This is a genomic window from Paenibacillus auburnensis, from assembly GCF_927798115.1.
GTDB classification, from domain to species: Bacteria; Bacillota; Bacilli; order Paenibacillales; family Paenibacillaceae; genus Paenibacillus_AQ; species Paenibacillus_AQ auburnensis.
Genome location: NZ_CAKMMG010000001.1, coordinates 352060 through 368703 on the forward strand (window position 1 = coordinate 352060; position 16644 = coordinate 368703).

16 protein-coding genes are annotated in these 16644 nt (G+C 51.6%); 13 read left to right on the forward strand and 3 right to left on the reverse strand.

The window, feature by feature from the left end; genetic code table 11:
• Positions 1–89: 89 nt before the first annotated feature.
• Complete coding sequence (locus L6H70_RS01615) at positions 90–335, forward strand: HPr family phosphocarrier protein (protein ID WP_038590490.1); 246 nt, start codon at positions 90–92, stop codon at positions 333–335.
• A gap of 235 nt (positions 336–570) precedes the next feature.
• Entirely contained in the window at positions 571–873 is a 303-nt protein-coding gene (locus L6H70_RS01620) for an Fpa/YlaN family protein (protein WP_206104466.1), read from the forward strand.
• Positions 874–973: 100 nt separating this feature from the next.
• Here L6H70_RS01620 and cax read toward each other — a convergent pair whose 3' ends face one another.
• On the reverse strand, positions 974–2044 hold the full coding sequence (gene cax, locus L6H70_RS01625; protein WP_236329153.1) for a calcium/proton exchanger: 1071 nt from the start codon (positions 2042–2044) through the stop codon (positions 974–976).
• A gap of 154 nt (positions 2045–2198) precedes the next feature.
• Between cax and L6H70_RS01630 the strand changes: the two genes are divergently transcribed.
• On the forward strand, positions 2199–2564 hold the full coding sequence (locus tag L6H70_RS01630) for an Asp23/Gls24 family envelope stress response protein (protein ID WP_019911482.1): 366 nt from the start codon (positions 2199–2201) through the stop codon (positions 2562–2564).
• Positions 2565–2644: 80 nt separating this feature from the next.
• Here L6H70_RS01630 and ftsW read toward each other — a convergent pair whose 3' ends face one another.
• Together ftsW and L6H70_RS01640 are read right to left on the reverse strand one after the other, a co-directional pair.
• Complete coding sequence (ftsW, locus tag L6H70_RS01635) at positions 2645–3880, reverse strand: putative lipid II flippase FtsW (RefSeq protein ID WP_236329155.1); 1236 nt, start codon at positions 3878–3880, stop codon at positions 2645–2647.
• 5 nt (positions 3881–3885) lie between these two features.
• Positions 3886–4233, reverse strand: a complete 348-nt coding sequence (locus L6H70_RS01640; RefSeq protein WP_206104468.1) for a YugN family protein — start codon at positions 4231–4233, stop codon at positions 3886–3888.
• A 215-nt stretch (positions 4234–4448) separates the two neighbouring features.
• Here L6H70_RS01640 and L6H70_RS01645 point away from each other — a divergent pair, with 215 nt between their 5' ends.
• The 10 genes from L6H70_RS01645 to L6H70_RS01690 all read left to right on the forward strand — a co-directional run bounded on the left by L6H70_RS01645 (position 4449) and on the right by L6H70_RS01690 (position 16604).
• Positions 4449–5642 carry a M20 family metallopeptidase gene (locus L6H70_RS01645; RefSeq protein WP_236329157.1) on the forward strand — a complete coding sequence of 398 codons (1194 nt, stop codon included), beginning with the start codon at positions 4449–4451 and terminating at the stop codon, positions 5640–5642.
• Positions 5643–5721: 79 nt separating this feature from the next.
• Entirely contained in the window at positions 5722–6153 is a 432-nt protein-coding gene (locus L6H70_RS01650; RefSeq protein ID WP_236329159.1) for a CBS domain-containing protein, read from the forward strand.
• 122 nt (positions 6154–6275) lie between these two features.
• Positions 6276–7979: a DNA repair helicase XPB gene (locus L6H70_RS01655; protein ID WP_236329161.1), complete on the forward strand. Its 1704-nt coding sequence runs from the start codon at positions 6276–6278 to the stop codon at positions 7977–7979.
• Positions 7976–9892, forward strand: coding sequence for a helicase-associated domain-containing protein (locus L6H70_RS01660; protein WP_236329163.1), 1917 nt, complete (start codon positions 7976–7978; stop codon positions 9890–9892). The genes L6H70_RS01655 and L6H70_RS01660 overlap by 4 nt, the downstream gene beginning before the upstream one ends.
• 73 nt (positions 9893–9965) lie before the next feature.
• Positions 9966–10403, forward strand: a complete 438-nt coding sequence (locus tag L6H70_RS01665; RefSeq protein WP_206104472.1) for a YlbF/YmcA family competence regulator — start codon at positions 9966–9968, stop codon at positions 10401–10403.
• A gap of 41 nt (positions 10404–10444) precedes the next feature.
• Entirely contained in the window at positions 10445–10708 is a 264-nt protein-coding gene (locus L6H70_RS01670; RefSeq protein ID WP_054940223.1) for a YlbG family protein, read from the forward strand.
• A 382-nt stretch (positions 10709–11090) separates the two neighbouring features.
• A complete protein-coding gene (locus tag L6H70_RS01675) occupies positions 11091–12530 on the forward strand; it encodes an ethanolamine ammonia-lyase reactivating factor EutA (protein WP_279306746.1) in 1440 nt (479 codons plus the stop codon).
• 18 nt (positions 12531–12548) lie between these two features.
• Entirely contained in the window at positions 12549–13904 is a 1356-nt protein-coding gene (locus tag L6H70_RS01680; RefSeq protein ID WP_236329166.1) for an ethanolamine ammonia-lyase subunit EutB, read from the forward strand.
• Positions 13905–13981: 77 nt separating this feature from the next.
• Positions 13982–14692 carry an ethanolamine ammonia-lyase subunit EutC gene (gene eutC, locus L6H70_RS01685; RefSeq protein ID WP_236329167.1) on the forward strand — a complete coding sequence of 237 codons (711 nt, stop codon included), beginning with the start codon at positions 13982–13984 and terminating at the stop codon, positions 14690–14692.
• Positions 14693–14930: 238 nt separating this feature from the next.
• Complete coding sequence (locus tag L6H70_RS01690; protein ID WP_236329169.1) at positions 14931–16604, forward strand: amino acid permease; 1674 nt, start codon at positions 14931–14933, stop codon at positions 16602–16604.
• Positions 16605–16644: the final 40 nt, after the last annotated feature.

A 16644-nucleotide genomic window follows, 5' to 3' on the forward strand; every position in this document is an offset into this window, starting at 1 on the left:
CGCGAGTAAGCGGATTCAATGTATCATGGAATTGGTTACAAATGAACAAGCGTACTAAGTTTTTCTAATCAAGTTGCGGAGGGATTCCTATGTCCAGTAACAATGCGGCAATCGTGGATATTGCCCAAACGGCAAGCCAGTTCAACTCATCTATCGTTCTTCAGGCGGACAACAAGTACATTGACGTTAAGAGTATCCTTGGATTGTTTACTACTCTGGTTTCCAGTCAAAGTTACGAACTTCATGTTCATGGTACTGATGCCGAAGAGGCTAAGAAGGCAATGAGCGAAGTTTTTGCCAAACATGGTCTGAACTTTACAGTAGTTGCTGAGTAATCTATTCAAATCTGAGACGTCCTGCCCTAAACGGCAGGGCGTTTTTAGTTCATATCAGAAAGTATATATTCAGAGTTCCCTCAAAGGTTCTGAATAAGCTTCAGTGGAAAGGCCCCGCTTTGTGGGGTTATTTTGTATACTTGAAACTGAATTCTTGTATTGGGTCCGAATTTCGACTAATATTAAACTAAATAGCAGTAGCAGCTGTAACTTTTGGACATGGGGGGGAAAATGCATGACTTCATCGGATTTGCAGGAACAGCTTAACCTTAAAGCCATCACTCTTCTACAAGAAGATGCCGATAAAATTCAGAAGCTCATCGAAGTGCAGATGGAGAATCTGGCAACTCGTTACTGCCCTCTCTATGAGGAAGTGCTGGATACCCAGATGTACGGCTTTTCAAGAGAGGTTGATTTTGCGGTCAGAGCGGGTCTGGTGCCTGAATTTACCGGCAAGCAGGTATTGAGTGAACTGGAACGCAATTTGGCTGTGCTTTATGAGGCTCTGAACCAAAAAGCGAAAGAGCGCGAGAATTAGGCTGAGCTTCCGGGCTAATCATAAAAACGCACTTGAGGACCTGCTGGCCGCTCATGTGCGTTTTTTGTTGTGCTGCTATAGATGTAAGAGAAGCCCGTGCTTAAACCAGATAAAAGGATACACCGAGGATCAGGTACACTGCCAGCAGGAGCAGTCCTTCATACCAGTTGGTCGCACCGTCCTGAATGATTGATTTGGCAATAAACACGGATACGGCGATGGCCACAATTTCAATGGTGGTAAAGACGATATCCATCGTATTCCCCAAAAAGTAGCTGGCGAAGATGAGCACAGGGGCTACGAATAAGGCGATCTGCAAGCTGCTGCCGACAGCGATTTCCACTGCTGCACCGATCTTGTTCTTCATTGCCAGCATGATTGCAGCACTGTGTTCAGCCGCATTACCGATAATGGCTACGAGGAACGCACCCACGAACAGTTCGCTGAAGCCAAAGCGTTCAGTTAACGTCTCCAGCGTACCGACCAGCCATTCACTGACAAAAGCGACCATTACAGTTGCTAATACCAGATAGATGATCGACTGTTTCATCGACCAGGCCGGCTTGTGCTCATTAGGCAGCTCTTCCTCAGAGTCCACGGTGACATCAGCCAGGTATTTCTTGTGTGTGATCATTGAGAAGACCAGCCAGGCCATATAAGAAGCAATGAGCAGACCTGCGACGACAAGACTGAGCACATCGGTGTCTTTCTCTGTGATCGAGTGGGTATTGAAGAACATAGCAGGAACAAACAGGGCAATGACAGCCACGATCATCAGCGAGCCGTTCAAGCCGGCCAGGGTAACATTGAAATTCTGAACCTTAAACTTCATCCCTCCGGCAAAAATGCTGAGGCCAAGCACGAGCAGCAGGTTGCCGATGATAGAACCGGTAAGACTGGCCTTTACCATGTCGAAAAGACCTTCCTTGACCAGGAAGAAGGCGATGATCAGTTCGGCAGCATTACCGAAGGTGGCATTAAGAAAACCGCCCAGCCGCTGGCCTGCATAGTGGGCTACACTTTCTGTGGCTCTGCCGAGAAAGCCGGCGACAAATACGACTGCAATTGCGGATAACACGAACTGCAGAGTGTGGTCCCAGTCTGCATAGTGTCCGATGGCGCTTAAGATAAATGTGATTATCAACAGCGCTGGAGAAATCCATTTTTTCAAGTAAGACACACCCCAGTTTCTATATGTAGGTTGAATTCATAATTCAATATACCCAAATTGATCCACTGTGTAAACGGGTGTGATAGAAAGTCATTTGCTTTTTAGCCTGTTTTCGAATTACAATAATTGATAATGAGTGTAGGGGGGATATGGCATGGCGGAACAACTTCAACTTGAAATGGGAAACATACGGATATCCAATGACGTCGTCTCGAAGATTGCCGGATTGGCTGCGCTAGAGACTCCGGGAATTGCAGCCATGTCAGGCGGATTGTCCGAGGGATGGGCGAAACGCCTCAGCGGTAAAAACGTGCAAAAGGGCGTTACCGTTGAAGTAGGACAGCTTGAAGCCGCAGTGGATTTACGCATTATCGTGTTGTATGAAACTCCGATCCATGAAGTCTGCCGGATGCTTCAGCAGAACGTCCGCGAGGCTGTGGAGAGCATGACCGGACTTCATATTGTTGAGGTCAATGTTAAGGTGGAAGGCGTAGCTTTCAAGAATGATGAGATTTCGTAAGACAGTACACAAAAAGGCAGTCCGGAGGTTATTCCGGACTGCCTTTTTTGTGTTCCTTAGCTAATGTTGTATATGTAGGCTTAGCGTGCCCGTACTTGTCTGACTGTGGTTACTGATTTTGTTACTTCTTCTTTGGCCGGCCGGTTAGTCTCGCGGGAAATGCTCAGCATGATACCCATACAGAACATGGTGACCACAAGTGAAGAGCCGCCGTAGCTGATAAATGGCAACGTGACCCCTGTGAGCGGAATGGTTTTGGTAACACCGCCGATATTAACGAAAGCCTGGATCGCTATCAGGCCCATGACCCCAATTCCGACTAGGGTACCGAAAGGATCGGTACACCTTAGGGCAATCAGAATGCCCCTCCAGATGAAATACAGATATACCAGGAGGAAAATCGTCGTTCCGATAAATCCAAGCTCTTCACCGATTACGGCAAAGATAAAGTCTGTATAGGGATAAGGTAGATAATGCAGCTTCTGGATGCTCTGTCCGAAGCCGGCGCCGCTCGTTCCGCCTTCACCAAGCGCCATCAAAGATTGAATGATGTTGTAACCGCCGTCTTCGGCATCCTGAAACGGATTCAAAAAAGCTTCGATACGGTCCTTTTTATAATTCTGGTCGGCTGCGACGGTTTGGGTCTGCGGTGACAAAGATTCAATAGCAGTCTTAGCTCCCATGACGATCCCGACACCAAGCACAAGCAGCGCGATGGAAGCGAGAATATGCTTCATGCTTGCCCCTCCGGCATAAATGACCAGACCGCTTGTCGCTACAAGGATTAAGCAGGATCCTAAATCCGGCTGCATCATTATTAGTCCTGCAACGATTCCTACGATAACCATTACCGGAATGTAGCCAGTGCGCAAGTCTCTCAGCCGTTCGCCTTTTTTGGTAATCAGTGCCGCAAGATACAAGATAATGGAGATTTTGGCCAGCTCGGTGGGCTGGATACCAAAGCCTCCGATATTAAACCAGCTCTTGGCGCCGTTCGTACGCTCTGCAAAGGCAACGAGAAACAGCAGCAGAAGCGTTAGCAGAAATATCGGGGCATACCATTTCTTGAATTTGCTGTAATGGACATTCATTACAAAGAACATCACAACAGTACCCACGACTACCCATTGCATCTGGTTCTTAAAAAAGTATAGTGGATCATTGCCGAATTTTTCGCTTGCCAGAGTTAGGTTGGAGCTGGCGCTGAATACCATGACGAGTCCAAAGCCTACAAGCAGCAGGGTGAGAATAAGTAACTGGAAATCGGGTGTTCCTCTTTTGGGCAGGCTGACTTTTTTACTTGTCTTTCCCTTCATTGTACTCAAGCTTCAAGCAGCTCTTTCAGCTCAAGAATCCGCTGCGCGGCAGTATCCAGTATAGGCTGTGGAACCGGAGAGTCATACTCCAGGCCATGGGGAAAGGTAGCCTTGCCCAAGTAAACGGCTTCAATGGCCAGTATGCTATCGGGTTTTTCCAGCTTGCCTTCGACAGCACGGGTATTAACCCGCAGGAAGTATTCCCCGCCATTCTGATGGTCTTCTATCTTACAGTCGTAAGTGGCGCGGTAATATTCCCATTGCCAGCGGATGAATCCGGCTTTGGCCGCGCTCTCGTCAAGATAAAGAAGGTCGCTTTTTAATCCAACGAGGCCAGTGTTCTCAAATATCATAGCGAACATATCCCCCTTATGAAGTATAATGATTATTTTGTAACCGTAATTATTAATGTTCTACCTCATGATAGTATGTTTCCGGGGGATGCGCAAGGTAGGCGGGGCCTATCGATACACAGTTTTTTGCGTTTCTGCTACAATATAAGAAATATAGTTCTTTGCGGCAGGAGACCTGCGCAAACGTTGCGTTTGCAGGTCTGCCGGAGCGGGCTATGGAAGAAGGGAATGGAAGCGATATGGAGAACACTGCATTGGAACAGCTGCTTCCGGATATGGTGGCATGGCGCCGCCATCTGCACATGCATCCGGAGCTGTCTTATCAGGAGAAAGAGACATCAGCTTATGTAGCCGCCCGATTGGCTGAATTCGGTATTGAAGTCAAACGGAGCAGTGCAGGCTTCGGTCTGACCGGGATTATTAAGGGGGACAAGCCGGGAAAGACGGTAGTCCTGCGCGCAGATATGGATGCGCTGAATATCACTGAGGAGAATGGAAGCGAATATGCTTCGCTGAACAATGGTGTTATGCATGCCTGTGGACATGACGGACATACAGCGATGCTGCTTGCAGCAGCTTCCTATTACAGCACCCGGCGTGATGGCCTCCAAGGGGAGATTCGCTTCCTGTTCCAGCCTGCTGAAGAAATCTGCCCCGGCGGAGCTAAGGACATGATTGCCGAAGGAGTACTTGAAGGGGCAGATGCCGTCTATGGCCTGCACCTGTGGACACCGCTGCCGCTCGGTACGATTGGCAGTGCACCGGGACCGCTGATGGCTTCGGCGGATGAGTTTTTTATTGATATCACCGGTAAAGGCGGACATGGCGGCATCCCTCACCGCACGGTAGACAGTATAGTAGCCGCAGCAGCGCTTGTAACCCAGCTGCAGACGATCGTCAGCCGCAATGTTGATCCGCTACAGCCTGCCGTTCTGAGTGTTGGAACGATTCAGGGCGGATCTGCTCAGAATATTATTGCCGAACGCTGCCGGATTACAGGGACGGTCCGGGCTTTTGATGAGGAGACCCGTTATTTGATCCGCCGAAGAATCGAAGAAATGGCCGTTTCTGTAGCTTCAGTATACGGGGCAGAAGCGAACGTAGATTATATGATGGGGTATCCGCCGCTCGTCAATGACGAAGCGGAGTTCAACAGATTTTTCCGTGTTGCTCCAGAAGCCCTTGGAGACTCCGTAAATGTGATCCGGATGGAGAAGATCATGCCGGCCGAAGATTTTGCCTATTATGTTAAGGAGATTCCTGGCTGCTTTATTTTTGTGGGGGCAGGCAATCCGGACAAAAATGCGGTATATCCGCATCATCACAGCAAATTTGATTTCGATGAGGATGCTATGCTGCATGGTGTGAAGCTGCTGGTAGCACTGGCTGACTCCTGTCTTAATGAATAGTTCGTATTATTGCGAATAAAAAGCATAGTTCGGGGAGAACCTACTTCCGTAGATTACTGAGCAGACAGGAGGTTCTTTTTTGAAAACAGTCCAGGAAGTAATGACAACACAGCCTGCAGCCGTTACGCTGCAAGATAACATTTATGAGGTTGCCGTCAAAATGAGAGATTTTGATACGGGATTCATTCCTGTAGTTGATTCAGAAACGGGTAGAAAGCTCATTGGTGTGATAACAGACCGTGACCTGGTGCTTAGAGGATATGCGGACAAGCACTCAGGCTCTACCTCCGTTGAGACGGTCATGAGCAAACCGGTGACCTCGATTGCAGAGAACGCATCTGTAGATGAAGCGGCTGAAATTATGGCCTCAGGACAGATCCGCCGCCTGCCGGTAACACGTGATAACGAACTAATCGGTATCGTATCGCTGGGCGATCTGGCCGTGAAGCGTATCTTCGCAGATGAAGCGGGAGAAGCGCTGAGCGACATTTCGCAACGTCAGCTGCATTGAATAAGCAAACAGGGAAGCTCATGTCCGCATTCGTGCGGAGGTGGGCTTTTTCCTGCTTCACCTTGACAGGAAATGGATACTGAGCCGACAGCTTGTAATGTTAAAAGACAGGAGGAGACCCTTTGACTGGGACAGGGTCATGCATTATCCGCAAAGACAAAACGATTCTGCTGGAATGCGGCCATCCAGGATTTGATGCGGCGAGAACGGCGCTGGCTGATTACGCCGAGCTTGTGAAAAATCTTCCTGCCTACCACACCTATCGGATTACACCTCTGTCTTTATGGAACGCGGCATCCGGAGGAAGGACAGCGGAAGATATTATTGCCAGCCTGCAGGAATTGTCTCGTTGGGGTACACCGGCCGGACTGGAGGAAGAAATCCGCAGGCTCATATCCAGGTACGGCAGGCTGGAGCTGCATTCCCATATGACAGATAACCGGCTCATGATCCTTCGCACTGATCTGCCTGCTCTGCTAGATGAACTGGGGGAATTTCTAGTGCTTAGCGGGCTCCAGTTGGACAGATCCGGGCTCATGGAATGTGAATGTCCTGCTGTGAATCGGGGACTGCTGAAGCAGGAGCTGACCAGACTTGGTTATCCTGTGATCGACATGGCAGGCTACCGGGAAGGCCAGAGACTGAACATTGCCTGGAAGGAAAGAGAATACCATGAAGGTGCTTCTAAAGAAAATGTCTTCGGGCTTCGGGATTATCAGCGGGAAGCGGTCCGCTTATTTCATGGCAGTGGCGGCAGCGGTGTTGTTGTCCTGCCCTGCGGGGCAGGCAAGACGGTAGTTGGACTTGCTGTGCTGGAGAAGCTGCAATGCGAAACGCTGATCCTCACTTCGAGTACAACATCAGTGGAGCAATGGCGGGAAGAGCTGCTGCAGCGGACGAATCTGGAGGCAGAGGAAATCGGGGAATACAGTGGTGAACGCAGAGAAGTGCGGCCTGTTACACTAGCTACTTATCAAATGCTGACACACCGGCGCTCTAAGGACGATCCGTTTGTTCATATGAACCTGTTCAAGGAGCGTAACTGGGGGCTGATCATCTATGATGAGGTGCATTTGCTCCCGGCTCCGGTGTTCCGGGCTACCGCTGACATCCAGGCAACACGTCGCCTGGGGCTGACCGCGACTCTCGTCAGGGAAGACGGGCGTGAGGGTGATGTCTTCTCCCTGATTGGCCCCCGATGCTACGATCTTCCGTGGAAGTCGCTGGAGCGGCAGGGCTGGATTGCGGCAGTGGAATGTGTAGAGATAATCGTGCCGATGGAGTCTGCCCTAAGGAGCCGTTATATCTATGCAGGAGGGAAAGAACAGTTCAGACTTGCTGCAGGGAATCCGGCTAAGGCTGAAGCGGCGGGGCAGATTATTGCAGCGCATTCCGGAGCAGCAGTGCTCGTGATCGGTCAATACCTGGATCAGTTAGAGGCTATAGCAGACTTCCTGGAAGCCCCTTTGATAACCGGTAAAACGCCGCAGCGGGAACGTAATGAGCTATATGCGGCATTTAATGAGGGGAGCCTTAAGGTTCTGGTGGTGTCTAAGGTTGCTAATTTTGCCGTAAATCTGCCGGATGCCTCGGTGGCAATAGAGGTTTCCGGCGCTTACGGCTCGCGGCAGGAAGAGGCTCAGCGGCTGGGCCGAATCCTGCGCCCTAAACCGGGTGAGAACAAGGCGTATTTCTATACGCTTGTAACCGGAGACAGCCGGGAACAGGAGTTTGCTATGCGGCGCAGGCTGTTTCTGACCGAGCAGGGCTATGAATATGCCGTCAGAGCGGGAGACCAACAGGAGGAGGCGATATTATTATTATGATGACTCTGAGTCCGCCGGCACAGGAAGTCCTGAGGCGGATCTGCGCCGCCCATGCCGCACGGCCTTTTGCCGTGGAGAAGCTGGAGCGGCTGCGCCCCGAGGCGCTGTGCCGTGCCGAACTGCAGCTGGCCATGCTGGAGCTGCGCCAGGCAGGGCTGGTTGAGTTGCGGCAGAAAATCTGGGGGGAGCAGTTGTATCAAATCCCCCCACAAGAGCTGGCAGTTATTCAATGGAGCTGCTTCCCTCATACACCTAAGCCGTTACCTGCAGGAACGGTAACCGTGGAGTGTCCAGCGGATGCAGGCCTGGCCGGACAGCTGTTCCGGGCGCTGGTGTTCACAGCGCAGCAAGGGCTTCCTCTGACTGCTAAGGGAAGCATCCACAAAAAGCAGGCGGGCCGTCTGGCTGCCCTGCTGCCGGTGCAGGATAAGCACCTGCGGGGGCTGTTTCCTCAAGCTGTCGATTGTGAGACATGCCCGCTCGCGGTTACAGTAATCGTAGATCTGATGCTGGTTCTGGGACTGGTGGAACGTCAAGGATCAGCTTATTTTCTGGATATGGTGAAGCTTGAGAGCTGGCTTGGGCTCAGCGAGCTGCAAATGACAAGTATTCTATTTAACGTGATACTGAACCGTTATGGAATAGACGGGCCTGCACCACAGCATTTCAGATATCTTATCTCTTCTCCCGCCTTCTCTAAGGGCAATTGGTATCCCTTGGGCGATGTTCTGGAGTGGATGTCCGAGGTTCAGCTTACGGCTGAGCAGCCTTTAGAAGCTCTCCAATCAGCCTGTCTGGCTTGGCTGGGCAGTCTGGCCGGATTTGGCTGGTGTGAGCTGGGGTATACAGAAGGTGGGGCATGGTGCTTCCGCTGGACAGAGCATAAACCGCTGCTGGTTACCGGTAAGATGTTGGATTCTGACCCTGATAATCTGTCCGGCATCTTCGGGGATAGTGAAGGGCAACAAATAAGCGGCGATGAAGGCCATTTTATTGTCCAGCCGGATTTCGAGGTTCTGGTTCCTCCTGGCGTGAATTACCGTCTCCGCTGGGGGCTCGCTGGCTGTTCGGAGCTGCTGTACGCCGATGAGCTATGGAGCTTCAGACTAAGCCGGATGAAGCTGGAGGAGGCTGCTGAACAGGGGCAGCCGCCAGAATCGGTCATCAGCTGGCTGGCTTCCCATGCCAGGGGAGGATTGCCGGCTCAGGTAGAGCTGACCTTAAGGCAATGGGCCAGAAGCATCGGCCGTACGGCCTGGTCCGAGGTGATTCTGCTGGCTTGCCGGAGCGAAGCGGATGCTGCTGACATCGCCGCTCATCCCCGGCTGCAGGGCAGCCTATCGCGGGTGGGACCGCTTCATTTCATCGTACGGCATGACAGCACTGAGCTGGTCCGTAAAGAACTGTCGGCCGCCGGACTAGCCCCGCCGCGAATTATCGGCGGTCGTGAAGGGGAGGTCCCGCCGCAACAGACGGTTTACTTTATGGACAATAAAGTTCCGAAGGCTGACGTATATGCGCTTCCTGTACAGGAAGCGCATATAGGATTGCTGGGTGGAGGGGCCGTTCTGCAGCCGCTGCCGCTTCCATCATCAGATTCAGAGGAACTTATCCTGCCCGGTGAAGAGGCTGTTCCCCAAATGTGGCTCCGGGAATGGCGGGAGTATCATATTACTACGGCTCAAAAGGTCATGGAGCAGGCTCTGACATGGGGCATCAAGGTCCGTTTGTCCCTGGAGGGCCAAATCTGCGATTTTATCCCCGAGCAGCTCCGGGGGAATCCCTGGAGAGTCGCCGGAGGCCTGCTGCCTGCCGGCACAGAAGAGCGTGAAGATGCGGAGCTGGCTGCCGGGGACTGGAAAGAGATGAAGCTGCTGATTCCGCAGAAGCGGAGAAATTCCTCTTCTGCTTAAGCAACTGGTTATGGTATGATAAGGTAGTCTACGGTTTACTGTAGAACATTAACACAGAAAAGAGTTGAAGTTCATGAGCGTAGCGGAATTAAATACGGTCGATATGGCCGAAGTGCTGACATACGCCTATGAATTAGGCGATATGATTAACCAATCCGCCGAAGTGTCGGATTACTTATACTGGAAAGGGCGGGTTGACGCCAATCCCGAAATCCAGGCCATAGTCAAGCGGCTTCAGAACAAGAAGGAGCTGTTTGAAGAGACACAGCGGTTTGGACATTTTCATCCGAACTATCATTCGGCCAAGGATGAAGTGACGGCTGTAGAGAAGGAGCTTGAGCAGTTCGAGGAGGTTGTCCGCTTCAAACAGGCGGAGGCGACGCTGGATGATATTTTACATTCCATGTCTGAAGCAATCGCGTTCTCAGTCTCGGACAGCATCAAGGTTCCAAGCAATGACCCGTCGCCGAAGGGCGGATGCGGCAGCGGAGGCAAATGCTCTTGCGGATAAGCTGCCTCTAAGAGGGAGAGAAGGAAAGGGCGGTTGAGCTTATGTTTGCGGAACGGACAGGATATATCGTTTGGGTTAGTGATGTCAAAGCGGCACGCAACCTGGAGAAATACGGGACACTGCATTATGTATCCCGGAAAATGCATTACGCTGTAATGTATGTAAATGCGGAACGCGCCGAGGAAGTCATGAAGACCGTCCGCAGACTCTCATATGTGCGTAAGATTGAAAGATCATACCGTAATGAATTGAAGACGGAATACACTAGCAACGGGCCGGACAAGACCCGTTACTATGGACTGTAGGATGTGCTGATAGATCATTCAGAAGCAGGCACCACTGGTGCCTGTTTTTTTGTGCCCTGTGTTAACAATTATGTTAGGTTTTGAGTAGGGAATCCATTTTAGGTATACATTATATTGAATTTTGTGACTTTTGAGTTATTATAAATGACACATACTCCGAATAATATAAATAAAAATGAATTAGATGTGATTTAAATTGACATTTATATAACCCTGTCATACTATGATCGAAGACAGCATCCAACTCAATATGATTTAAACACAGACGCTTTTTAGGCATGCATAGAGCAAGTAATGCAGGGCTTACGGCGTCTTTTTTGTTACTTATGAACTGAACTTCCAAGAAAGGGAGGCGGAAAGCACGGATACAGTCTGCTCGGTTATAAGCGTCGGGATTGATGTCGGAACCAGCACGACGAAATGCATTTTCAGCAGACTGGAAATTGAGCGTTGCTACGGAGCATCATTGCTTCCAGGGTTCAAGATTACCGGGCGGAAGCTCTTGTATGAAAGCCCCATGTACAGTACGCCACTCCTCAGTGACCGGGAGATCGATCACCTTGCACTCCATGCTATCCTGGCCGGGGAATACGAGAGAGCCGCTTTACAGCCGGAAGATGTGGACACCGGGGCAGTGATTATTACAGGTGAGACGGCTGTGAAGCACAATGCGGATCAGATTGTGCATCATCTGGCCCGATTTGCCGGTAAATTTGTCGTTGCCCAGGCTGGGGGCGATTTGGAGGCCGTGCTGGCAGGTAAAGGATCGGGGGCAGAGGCCCGTTCACAGGAAATTGCAGGCCAGGTTGTAAATGTCGATATCGGAGGCGGAACAGCGAACTGTGCATTTTTTGCCGGAGGGAGCTGCACACGTACTATCAATTTCCATATTGGCGGCCGATTGATCAGACTTGGCGCACAGGGAGAGGTCCTTAAACTGTTCCCGGTAATTGAGGAATGGCTGAGAAGAGAGGGTTACGGGCTGGCGGAAGGGGATCTTGCTGAGTTGGAGCAGCTCAAGGAGATTACCGGCAAATGGAGTGTCATGCTGCTGGACACTATCTTAAATTCGCGTGATCCCAAGGGCTGCCCTCTTGTCTACGGCCAGCCTGAAGAAGTAACGGGCACAGCAGAGCCAGTATCAGAGCTGTGGGTCTCTGGGGGCGTGGGTCTGCTGCTGGAGCAGCCCGGTACACGCAGCCTGACGGAAGCCGCCCGATTTGGCGACATTGGTCCGCTGCTGGCTGAATCCCTGGTCCAGACCGCGGCGAACTACTCCATTAAGCTGAGGACCACACCGGAGGCGCAGCGGGCAACTGTAATCGGCGCTGGAGTCCATACAACGACACTTAGCGGCTCGACTGTATTTGTGGATAGCACACTGCTGCCGCTGCGGAATATTCCGGTGGTAAAGTTGAGCCGGCCGGAACTCGCGGAGGGGGATCTGCCCGGGCTGGCTTCGGCAGTGGAGAAGGCGTATGCAGAAGGGAAACGGAGATTTGGCACAGGAGAACCCGCAGATCTGCTATTTGCGGTCGCCCTCCCGGGTTTCATACCTGCCACCTATCCGGTAATCCGCAGGATTGCTTCCGCCGCGACAGAGGCTTCTCTTCGGAATGGAATGAAGGTGATCATTCTAATTTGTGAGAACGACATTGCCAAAGCAGTCGGTAATGTTATCCATCTGCTTACCCTTGGAGAACAGCGCTGCATTTGTCTTGATCAGATTGTTGTCAGACATGGTGACTATATTGACATCGGCTTTCCTCTGGACGGAGACTGTATTCCGGTGGCGGTAAAAACCCTTGTTTTTCAGCCGTGAATAAAGGAGTTGAAAGGCATGAAACTAACGGTCACCCTGCTCGGTGAAAGCTACCGGTTCCATGATTTAAAGGAGTTGTTTGCCAAGGCGAATGAAGAGAAGTCCGGGGATCAGCTGGCCGGCATCGCTGCGGATCATGCGAAGGAACGGATGGCAGCCAAGCTGCTGCTGGCTGATTTGACCCTGGCTGATATCCGTACCCACCCGCTGCTGCCCCCGGAGGAGGACGAAGTGTCCCGGGTGATTGAGGAAGGGGTGGATGAGGCGGTGTATGAGCAGATCCGCCACTGGAAGGTGGGGGATCTGCGGGAACAGCTACTATCACAGGAGGATGCGCAGGTACAGGCAATCGGTAGGGGCCTTAATAGCGAAATGGCTGCGGCGGCTGCCAAAATCATGTCCAATCTGGATCTGATCCAGGCCTCCGCCAAATGCGAGGTGCTTACCCGCTGCAATACTGTTCTCGGGCAGAAAGGCAGGCTGGGCAGCCGGGCCCAGCCCAATCACCCTACCGATGATCCGATGGGAGTCAAAGCCTCAATCTATGATGCGTTAAGCTATGGGGTGGGCGACGCGGTGATCGGCATTAATCCGGTCATTGATACAACAGACAATATAGTGCGCCTTTTCCATGAAACGATGGAGGTTATCACAAGGTGGAACATCCCCACGCAGAACAGCGTTTTGGCCCATGTGACCACCCAGATGAGGGCAATCCGTAAAGGGGCTCCCGCGGATCTGATCTTTCAGAGTCTGGCCGGCACCGAGAGCGGTAATGCTTCATTCGGCATCAGTCTGCGGCTGCTGGAAGAAGCGGATCAGCTGATCCGCGAGTCAGGGACGGCGAAAGGCGAGAACCGCTGGTATTTTGAAACGGGCCAAGGCTCGGAGCTGTCCTCCGGAGGGCATCACGGCATAGACCAGGTCACACTGGAATCCCGCTGCTACGGTCTCGCCAAACGCTTTAAGCCGTTTTTGGTCAATACAGTGGTTGGGTTCATCGGCCCGGAGTATCTCTATGACAGCAAGCAGGTGATCCGCGCCGGCCTGGAAGATCATTTCATGGGAAAAATTCAGGGGATTCCGATGGGTGTCGATGTCTGCTATACAAACCATATGAAGGCTGACCAGAACGACATGGATAATCTGTCCGTACTGCTGGCTGCCGCCGGGGTTAACTTTTTCATCGGTGTGCCGATGGCTGATGATTGTATGCTCAATTATCAGTCCACCAGCTTTCACGATATTGCCACCTTGAGAGAGCTGCTGCGCCTCCAGCCGGGAGCTGAGTTTGCCGCATGGGCGGAAGGCATGGGAATTCTGCAGAACGGACGGCTGACCAGGCGGGCCGGTGACCCGGGAATTTTTGTGTAATGTGAGTATTAAGCGGTGTATGACATGAGAGTTAGCGGTAATGCTGAAGCACCAGAAACTATAAGGAGGGAGATCCTATGGTTTACAGTGAGGTGGACAAAGTTGAGTGGTTAAAGCAAAAGACACCCGCCAGAATCGGGACTGGCCGGGCAGGAACCCGGCCCACTACAGCCGAGCAGCTGAAGCTGCGCTGTGACCATGCGGCGGCCGTGGACTCGGTTTACGGTAAGGTCAGCCAGGGGCTGCTGGAGGAACTGGGGTTATTTTCAGTGGAGTCGGGCGCTCTGGATAAGGAGCTGTATCTGCGGCGTCCTGATCTGGGCAGGCTTCTGCCTGACAGCAGCCTCCAGGCCCTGAAGCAACGCTGTATTCAGCAGCCGCAAGTGCAGATTGTAGTATCGGACGGACTCAGCGCAAATGCGATTGAGAGTAATCTGCGGGACATCTACCCGGCGCTGCTGGATTCGCTGGAGGTGCACCAATTGTCCGCAGGTACTCCGTTTTTTGTGCATAACGGCCGGGTAGGCTGCATGAATGCCATCGGTGATATCCTGCACCCGGAAGTGATAGTGCTTCTGATCGGGGAGCGGCCGGGGCTGATCACTTCCCATTCGATGAGCGCGTATCTCTGCTACAAACCCGGTTATGGAATGACTGATTCCGAGCGGATCGTCGTTTCGAATATCCACCAGGGAGGTACCCCTCCTGTAGAAGCTGGAGCCTATCTGGGCGGGCTGATCGCCAAAATACTGGAGCAACAGACGAGCGGTGTCGGTCTGCAACTGTAGCCCTCTTGGAGTTCTCCCCGTACACACTATGCACCTGACCAAAAACGGAGGTTTTGCCAGGGAGGTGAGGAAAATGGTTCTGGGTATCCTATGCGTTCTGCTGCCTTGTCTGGTTATACTTGGTATTACACTGGCAGCAAATAAAAATATCCGTGAATTTGATGAGTCCACTCATGAAAGCTTTTTGGGGTAAATGGCACGTAGCATCCATTATGTGATTCGGGAGAGGAAGATGGACATGAATCAGATCAAAGATGAGCAACTGCTGCAGGACAAAAAGGATTTAAATAAATTCGGCTATGCCCAGGAGCTGCTGCGCAGTATGGGCGGCTTCTCCAACTTTGCCATCTCCTTTTCCATTATCTCTATACTCACCGGGGCTGTCTCCCTTTACGGCCATGGCCTGACTTACGGTGGTCCGGGGATGATGGGCTACGGCTGGCCGCTGGTAGCGCTGTTCGTGCTGCTGATAGCGGCTGCGCTGGCTGAACTGGCTTCTGCGATTCCTACGGCTGGGGCACTGTATCACTGGGCTTCGGTGCTGGCGAACAAACGGTGGGGCTGGTACACAGCCTGGATCAATCTGATCGGCCAGATCGGGATTGTTGCCGGGATTGATTATTCGGCTGCATTGTTCGCTGATCCGCTGCTGTCGGATGTCTTCGGCTATACCTCGACGGATACCACGATTCTAATCACGTTTATTGTTATCCTGCTCACCCACGGCATCTGCAATCATATCGGTATCCGCATGGTCGCAAGACTGAATGACTTCTCAGCCTGGTACCATATTGTGATTGCCGCGGGACTGGTCGTAACACTGGCGCTGTTCACTAAATCCGATCTTCAGCCGGTCAGTTATTTATTCAAAGTTGGAGAGACGTTCTCCGACAAACCGTATGCCTTTGCCTTTCTGATCGGACTGCTGCAGGCACAGTGGACCTTTACCGGCTACGATGCGTCCGCCCATACCATAGAAGAGACGGTGAATCCGCGGATCCGCGCACCTTGGGGGATTTTTACCTCGGTAGCTTATTCGTTTGTTTTCGGATTTATTATGCTGGCTTTTGTGACTTTGTCGATTCAGGATGCGGGCGCGGCTACGGCGGCGGACAATGCTTTTATATATGTTATTAGCGAGGCGCTAGGCGGCACATTCGGCAAAATCATCCTGTGGCTCATTACCCTGGCAATGTGGTTTTGCGGACTGTCTTCCATCACCTCTTTCTCCAGAATGATGTATGCCTTCTCCCGGGATAAAGGGATGCCGCTAAGCAGACACTGGGCGGAAATCTCCAAGAAATACCGTACACCGGCCAAAGCGATCTGGCTGTCCGTCGCCCTCTCTTTTTTGCTGGCTTTTATTGATTATATGATTAAAATCATCAATCCGGATGCTGCCTACGGAACGTTAGTATTTCTCACGGCAGTAAGCGTAGTAGGTCTATATGTGGCATACGGCATTCCGATCTTCCTGAAGCTGCTGGCCCAGCGTAAAGGCTTGTTCCAGCCCAAGCATCTGGGACCATGGAATTTAGGCAAATACAGTAATATTGTAGCTGTGCTATCCCTGGTGTGGATCGTGTTCATCAGTGTAATTATGATGATTCCGCCTAATCAAAACGCGGCCTATGCAATGTTGGGCATGATGCTGATCCTGGTAATTATGGATTTTACGTATTACCGCAAGCATTTCAAAGGACCGCCAGGCTGCGCTTCGGACCTCCATGGCGGACCTCCAGCGAAGAGAACAGGAATTGGAGCTGAGCTCCGGCCAGGGAACGGGCTCTGCCACAACTCTATAGTGTACCTACATACCTTTCCGGCTGAGTTATCCTCTGCCTGCTGCTGCGGGTGGAGGATTTTTGTGTCTAATTGTCGAGATTTGGCAGACTACTTTATCGCCGCTTAATACTTCCCGTATATGCTTGTAAAAAGAGTGATAAAATTCA